The sequence below is a fragment of the Promineifilum sp. (SeqCode) genome (genome assembly GCF_041918635.1).
In the GTDB taxonomy this organism is placed as follows: domain Bacteria; phylum Chloroflexota; class Anaerolineae; order Promineifilales; family Promineifilaceae; genus Promineifilum.
The window spans coordinates 1-6,906 of sequence record NZ_JAYRVJ010000171.1 but is presented as its reverse complement, the minus strand read 5'-3'; the positions used below and the strand labels follow the sequence as shown (position 1 = coordinate 6,906).

Genomic DNA, 6,906 nt, shown 5'->3' with positions numbered 1-6,906 from the left:
CCGCCGGGGTGACGAGACTTTCGCGCTCCGGCTCCTCCTTCTCGGCGCGCGCCGCGGCCAGCGCGGCGGCGGCCTCCGGCGGCACGGGCCGGCCGTCGAGCGCCGCCAGGCCCACCACGGCCGCCGGGCTGTCGGGCGCGAGGGCCAGCGCCCGCTCATAGGCGGCGCGCTTCTCGGCCGGGTCGGTCGCCACCTCGGCCAGCCCCAGCCACGCCTCCTCGGCGTCGGGCGCGTCGCGCAGAATCTGGCGGTAGAGCGATTCGGCCGCGGCGTTCTTGCCGTAAGAGGCGATGCGGTCGGCCTGGGTCAGCAGCGTGCGGAGTCGGGGGTCTCGAATGGGCATGGCAGATATTTTACACGTGCGGCCAGCTAAAGCCGAGGCGGCCCATCAGCCGGCGGTAGAAGTAGCCGGGGCTTTCGACGCGGGCAAAGCGGCAGGCGCGCTCGTACTTGGTGATGAGCACCTCGTCGCCGCTGAAGACCGGCTCGCTCTTCTGGCCGTCGGCGGTCAGGAACGCCTCGTGGCTCATCTCCACCTGGATGCTGATGCGGGCGTTCTCGTGCAGCACCAGCGGCCGGTTGAGGCTCAGGTGGGCGGCCACGGGCACGATGAGCAAGTTCTGCAACTGCGGCGGCATCAGCGGCCCGCCGGCGGCCATGGCGTAGGCGGTCGAGCCGGTCGGCGTGGCGACGATGAGCGCGTCGGCGATGTAGGTTGTCACCAGGTCGCCATCGACGCGCAGGTGGAGGCGGATGACCCGCGCCTGCGCCCCGCGGCCGATGACCGCCTCGTTCAGGGCCACGAACGGCTTGATGAGCTGCCCCTCGCGCCACAACTCGGCGTGCAGCAGCAGCCGGCGCTCCATCCAGTAGTCGCCGCCCAGCACCCGCTCCAGCTTGTCGGGCCAGTTGTCGGGCGTGGCTTCGCTCAGGAAGCCGACGCGGCCGATGTTGATGCCGAAGATGGGCACGTCGTGGGGCACTGTCCAGCGCGCCGCCCGCAGCGTCGAGCCGTCGCCGCCCAGCACGACCAGCAGCGACGTGTCGGCCAGCGGCGCCTCGGGCAGCGCGCCGTCGTCCCACGGCGCGGCCGTCCACGTCGCCACGCCCCGCGCCGCCAGCCACGCCTTCAGCTTCTCCGCCAGCGGGGCTGATTCGGCGATGCGGGGTTGTTCGAGGATGCCGATCACGTTCATAGGAAATCAAGAGTTAGGAGCGGGGGAGCAGGGGAGCGGGGGAGCAGGGGTGCGGGGGGGCATCAAACCGCCGACCATCAACCACTGACCCACTGACCTACTGTCCACTGCTCACTGCTTACTGACCACTGCTTACTGACCACTGCTTACTGACCACTTCTCGCTACCCACTCCACCACCTCCGCGACCGGCACGCGCACCTGCTCGCCGCCGCCCATGGGGCGGACGGTCACTTCGCCGCGGGCCACCTCGTCGTCGCCCAGGATGAGCACGACGCGTGCGCCGTGGTGGTCGGCCTCGCGCATCTGGCTCTTCATGCTGCGGCGCTGCCGGCCGAAGGCCAGCCGCGCGCCGATGCCCGCCGCGCGCAGCCGGAAGGCCAGTTGCGTCGCCGCCGTCTTCGTCTCGCCGCCAAAATGGGCGATGAGCACGGGCAGCGGCTCGACCTCTGGCGGCCGGACGCCCTGCTCCTTCATGCCGAGCACAATGCGCTCGGGGCTGCTGCCAAAGCCGACGCCGGGCGTGGGCGGGCCGCCGATGTCCTCGGCCAGCCCGTCGTAGCGTCCGCCGCCGCACAGCGCCGCCTGCGCGCCGATGCCCTTCTGCCACACCTCGAAGACGGTCTTGGTGTAGTAGTCGATGCCGCGCACCAGCCGGAAGTTGATGGTATAGGATTGATCCAGGGCGTCGAGCAGGCCGCGCACGCCGCCGAAGTGGTCGCGGCAGTCGTCGCACAGGTGATCGAGGATGTGGGGCGCGCCGGCCAGCAGCGCCTCCATGCCCGGCTCCTTGCTGTCCAGCACGCGCAGCGGGTTCTTGCTCAGCCGCTCCTTGTCGATGTCGGCCAGCTTGTCCAGGTGATCGCCCAGGTACGCCTTGAGTTTCTCGACGTAGCCCGGCTTGCAGACGGGGCAGCCGGTGCTGTTCAGTTGGAAGGTCAACCCCTGGAAGCCCAACTCGCGGTAGAGGTTCATCGCCAGCATCATCACTTCCACGTCGGCCGCCGGGTCGTCCTCGCCCATGATCTCGGCGTTGAACTGGGTGTGCTGGCGCAGGCGGCCGGCCTGGGGGCGCTCGCGCCGGAAGGCGGGGCCGATGGTGTAGAGCTTGACCGGGCGCGGCCAACTGCTCAGGCCGTTCTGGATGTAGGCGCGCATGAAGCCGGCGGTGAACTCCGGCCGCAGGGTGATGCTCGACCCGTCCGGCTCCTCCAGCGTGTACATCTCTTTCTGGACGAAGAAGTCGGAAGCCTGGCCCACGCCGCGCGTGAACAGCTCGGTCGCCTCGATGATGGGCGTATCGATGCGCTGGAAGCCGTAGCGGCGGGCCAACCGCTCGGCCGCGGCCGTGATCACGTCCCAATAGCGCCGCTCGTCCGGCAAAACGTCCTGCATGCCGGTGAGGCGCTGAATCTCTTTCGACACAATTGCCTCCGAAGCGAAGAAGAATCCACAGATTTCACAGATGACACCGATAAAACGACGCTTCCTCTGTATCTCTCCGTGTCTGCGCTCTGTGTCTCTCTGTGTTCCTGTTTGCCTTTTTCTTACCAGTCGCTGGATTATAACGGGAAATGGGGAATGACCAATTACCTCGCCCGTGGAGAAGGGCGGTACGCGGCGCGGAACCCTCTCCCCAACCCTCTCCCACAGGGAGAGGAAGGGCTTATCCCCCCGCCCCTTGGGAGGGGGTTAGGGGGAGGGATTGCCCTAAGAGGGTGATCTACTCGTCCAGGCGGTAGTCGCACGCCCCGCGCACGCCGCACCCGGCGCAGCGCCGCGGGTCGGCGTGGTCGGGTTCGGGGTCGGGGTCGGCGGACGCGGCGCGCATCTCGTCCAGCAGGTCGAGCAGATCGGCCTCCAGCTCCTCGGTGTAGTCGATGGCGAACGCCCCGTCGCGATACTGGAGAATACCGAAGGGCGGGCGCACGCCGTAGTTCTCCTCCACCAGCAGGCAGTAGGCGGCCAGCTGGAGCACCTGCCCCTCCCAGGGCGAGTCCGGCGCGGCGCTCGACTTGACCTCAACGGGGATGATCGTCCCGTCGGACTGCTCCACCAGATAGTCGGGCTTGCCCACCAGGCGCAGGCCGGCGGCGTGCAGCACGTCGTTGTTGGCCCGCCACGCGCCGGTGTCGGTGTAGATGACGCTGCCTTCCGGCAGCCCGCTCTCCCGCCGCCAGGCGCGCCCCCCCGCCCACAGCGTCGCCGCCAGGAAGAGCAAGAACAACACCAGCGCCAGAGGCAGACCACCCATGATCATGGCTTTATCTGCTGCTCCAAGAGAATCATCCGCAGATCAGGCAGATTGGGCAGATTTTAAGAGCGCATGAAATGAGAGAATCTCCCATGAAGCAAATATCTACAGGTGATAGCGTGTTGCCGATGTCGTTCTGAGAAATCTGCCCAATCTGCTCAATCTGCGGATCACTCCTTCTTAATTCGCCAGGAAGAAGAACACCAGCGCCGCGACGGCGCAGAAGAGGGCCACGTAGGCCACGCGCTGCGCCCAGAGGGAACGCTGCACCAGCCGGCCGTGCCGCTCGTGGTGGCGCGTGCCGGCCGCCAGTTGGGCCACATTGACCGGCGCGACGCCCCGCATCCGCCGCAGCCACCAGCCCCGCCGGCAGTAGCAGTAGTCGGCGATCTCGCTGGCCTTGATCCAATGGTAGCTCATATGTTCTATTTTATGGATAATAGGGCGTGAGTCAAGCGGTGTAGCGCGGCCATTCCTGGCCGCGGCGCTCAGTCAGGAATGACTGAGCTACGCGCCGACGCGGCATACCGGTTGAGGTACGCGCCGAAGAGCAGGATGAGGCTGCTGATGTACGTCCAGCTCAGGAAGGCGATGATCGTCCCGACCGAGCCATAGACCAGGTTAGAGCGCGTCAGATAGTTGGCGACGAAGATGAGGAAGAGCCGCTTGGCCCCTTCCCAGAGGATGCCCGCCGCGATGGCCCCCGGCAGCACCTCGCGCCAGCGCAGCCGGACGTGGGGCATGAAGTAATAGAGGAGCGCGAACAGGATGATGTCCAGGAAGACGGCCCAGAACTCGGTGGTGTACGGCCCGATGCGCGCCAACTGGTCGGGCAGCAGGCTGTTGACGATGGTCAGGATCGTTCCCTCGATGCTGGAGGCCAGCAGCAGCAGGGCGGTGATGATGAGCACCATGACCACCGCCAGCGTCCGGTGCCGCCAGACCGAGCGGCGGTGGTTGATGTCCGCGCCCCAGATGCGATCCATGGCGCGGGTGATGACATTGAAGGCGCTGGACGCGGAGAAGAGCAGGATGAGCGCGGCCACGCCGGTGACAGGGCCGCGCGCCGCGGCCAGATTTTGCAGGTTGGCCCCCAGCATGGCCTCCAGGCCGGGGATGACGAACTCCAGTTCGGCCACGATGCGCGACTCGGCCATCACCGGGTCGAGCCAGTTGCTGGCGATGGCGATGACCAGCAGCGCCAGCGGGAAGACCGAAAAGAGGGTGAAGTACCCAATCGAGGAGGCCAGCAGTTGTGACTCCGGGGCCTGCGCGTCCTGGGCGGCGCGCCACGCCAGGCGCGCCCACATCCGGGCCGCACCCGCCGCGTCGCGCACGATCTGTTGAAACCGGTCCGCCTGCATCTCGCTCGGGCCTGGAGCCATGCTATTCACTCGTCCGTTGTTGGCGTCAATGATTCGCTTGAGTATAGTCCGGCGCGGCCCGGCATACAACCGCCCGACCGCCCGGTTTGAGGATTTATGACACCCGTGTTACCATTCTCCCCTATGAAACGGCCGGAATCTCTGCGCGAGTACCGCTGGCGCGTCGCCCCCGAAATACCCGCCGACTCGCCCCTGCGGTCGGCCGGCGACGCGTTTCACCCCGTCTTGCGCCAGATTCTCTACAACCGCGGCCTGGCCCAGCCGGCGCAGATCCAGTCGTTCCTGTCCAACCACTACCTGCTGTCCCGCGACCCCTATCAGCTGGCCGACATGGATCGCGCCGCGGCGCGCATCGCCCGCGCCGTGCGCGAGGGCGAGATGATCGTCGTCTACGGCGACTTCGACGCCGACGGCGTGACGGCCACCGTCCTGCTGACGGAGGCGCTGCGCGACCTGTGCGACGACCACCGCCAGATCGTGCCCTACATCCCCGACCGCGTGGACGAGGGGTACGGCCTGAACCTGGAGGCGCTGACGACGCTGCGCGGCCGGGGCGCGGCCGTGGTCATCAGCGTGGACTGCGGCATCCGCTCCCCCATCGAGGCGGCCCATGCCCGCGCCATCGGCCTCGACCTGATCATCACCGACCACCACAGCCTGGGCCCGGAACTGCCGCTGGCCGCCGCCGTCATCAACCCCAAGCGGCCCGACTCCGCCTACCCGGAGCGCATGCTGGCCGGCGTGGGCATCGCCTTCAAGGTGGCCCAGGCGGTGCGCGCCGCCCTGCCCGACCGCGTGCACAGCGACGAGTCGAACCTGCTCGACCTGGTCGCCATCGGCACGGTGGCCGACCTGGCCCCGCTGGTGGGCGAGAACCGCAAGCTGGTGGCCGAGGGGCTGGTGGTGCTAAACGAGGTGCGGCGGCCCGGCCTGGCCGCGCTGATGAACGTCAGCGGCCTGCAACCGAAACAGATCACGGCCGAGAGCATTGGCTTCACCCTCGGCCCGCGCATCAACGCCGCCGGCCGGCTGGCCCACGCCTACGACGCCGCCAAGCTGCTCATCGCCAACAACTCGCTGACGGCCCAGACCCAGGCCAAGCTGCTGGACGAGCTGAACCGCAAGCGGCAAAGCCTGACCCGCCAGCTGAGCGCCCGCGCCGAGCAACTGGTCGATCCGGCCGCGCCCATCCTCATCGTCGGCGGGCCGGAGTTCCAGTCGGGCATCGTCGGTCTGGTCGCCAGCCGCCTGTCCGAGAATTATTACCGCCCGGCGATCATCATGGAGCACGGGCCGGAAGAAAGCCGCGGCTCCTGCCGCTCCATCGACGAGTTCCACATCACCGAGGCCCTGGACGAGGTGGCCGACCTGCTGGTGCGCCACGGCGGCCACGCCCGGGCGGCCGGCTTCACCATCCGCAACGAACACCTGCCGGAATTCGTCGCCCGCCTGACCCAGATCGCCTGCGACCGGCTGGCCGGCCAGGAGCTGCGCCCGGCGCTGACCATCGACGCCGAGTTGCCGCTGAGCGCCGTGGATTGGGCGCTGCAAGGGACGCTGGAACAACTGGAGCCGACCGGCGAGGAGAACCCCGTGCCCCGGCTGCTCAGCCGCGGCGTCGAGGTGGTCAGCCACAAGACTGTGGGCGCGGAGGGCAGCCATTTGCAGCTGTTTCTGACCGACGCCCGGCAAAACGGCGCGGCGTCCGGCCGGCGCTACGCCGCCCCCCGCCCCGCCCAGGCCTACCCGGCCATCGCCTTCCGCCAGGGGGAGTGGGCCGGCACGTTGCCGCAGTACCTCGACGTGGTCTACAAGGTCAACGTCAACCAGTGGCAGGGCAACCGCAACTTGCAGCTCGTGATCGAGGATATGCGCCCCACTCAGGAGGAGGGCAGCAGCCTATGACGATTCTGGTGACCGGCGCGGCCGGGTTTATTGGCAGCCACCTGGCCGAACGCCTGTGCCGCGAGGGACGGACGGTCATCGGGCTGGACAATTTCAACGACTATTACGACCCGGCGCGCAAGCGGGCCAACGAGCAGCGGCTGTGCGCCTACCCCAACTTCCGCATG

7 protein-coding genes and 1 pseudogene are annotated in these 6,906 nt (G+C 68.1%); 2 read left to right on the top strand and 6 right to left on the bottom strand.

Annotated elements, in window-relative coordinates:
• The 6 genes and pseudogenes from ACE3UY_RS05815 to ACE3UY_RS05790 form a co-directional block, all read right to left on the bottom strand.
• A pseudogene (locus ACE3UY_RS05815) lies at positions 1 to 343 on the bottom strand (hypothetical protein); the annotation flags it as partial.
• 10 nt (positions 344 to 353) lie between these two features.
• The gene (locus ACE3UY_RS05810; protein WP_374686606.1) at positions 354 to 1,196 is read right to left on the bottom strand and encodes an NAD(+)/NADH kinase; all 843 of its coding nucleotides are present in this window, start codon (positions 1,194 to 1,196) and stop codon (positions 354 to 356) included.
• Positions 1,197 to 1,342: 146 nt separating this feature from the next.
• Positions 1,343 to 2,620 (bottom strand): histidine--tRNA ligase, encoded by a 1,278-nt coding sequence (gene hisS, locus ACE3UY_RS05805; protein ID WP_374686605.1) that lies wholly within the window; start codon positions 2,618 to 2,620, stop codon positions 1,343 to 1,345.
• Between the two features lie 298 nt (positions 2,621 to 2,918).
• Entirely contained in the window at positions 2,919 to 3,455 is a 537-nt protein-coding gene (locus ACE3UY_RS05800; RefSeq protein ID WP_374686604.1) for a PD-(D/E)XK nuclease family protein, read from the bottom strand.
• 174 nt (positions 3,456 to 3,629) lie between these two features.
• Complete coding sequence (locus tag ACE3UY_RS05795; RefSeq protein WP_374686603.1) at positions 3,630 to 3,869, bottom strand: hypothetical protein; 240 nt, start codon at positions 3,867 to 3,869, stop codon at positions 3,630 to 3,632.
• A 68-nt stretch (positions 3,870 to 3,937) separates the two neighbouring features.
• Positions 3,938 to 4,834, bottom strand: coding sequence for a YihY/virulence factor BrkB family protein (locus ACE3UY_RS05790; protein WP_374686602.1), 897 nt, complete (start codon positions 4,832 to 4,834; stop codon positions 3,938 to 3,940).
• A 123-nt stretch (positions 4,835 to 4,957) separates the two neighbouring features.
• Between ACE3UY_RS05790 and recJ the strand changes: the two genes are divergently transcribed.
• Together recJ and ACE3UY_RS05780 are read left to right on the top strand one after the other, a co-directional pair.
• Complete coding sequence (gene recJ, locus ACE3UY_RS05785) at positions 4,958 to 6,739, top strand: single-stranded-DNA-specific exonuclease RecJ (RefSeq protein WP_374686601.1); 1,782 nt, start codon at positions 4,958 to 4,960, stop codon at positions 6,737 to 6,739.
• Positions 6,736 to 6,906, top strand: a 171-nt coding sequence (locus ACE3UY_RS05780; protein WP_374686607.1) for an NAD-dependent epimerase/dehydratase family protein, incomplete at its 3' end; no start/stop codon positions are given. The genes recJ and ACE3UY_RS05780, both read left to right, overlap by 4 nt.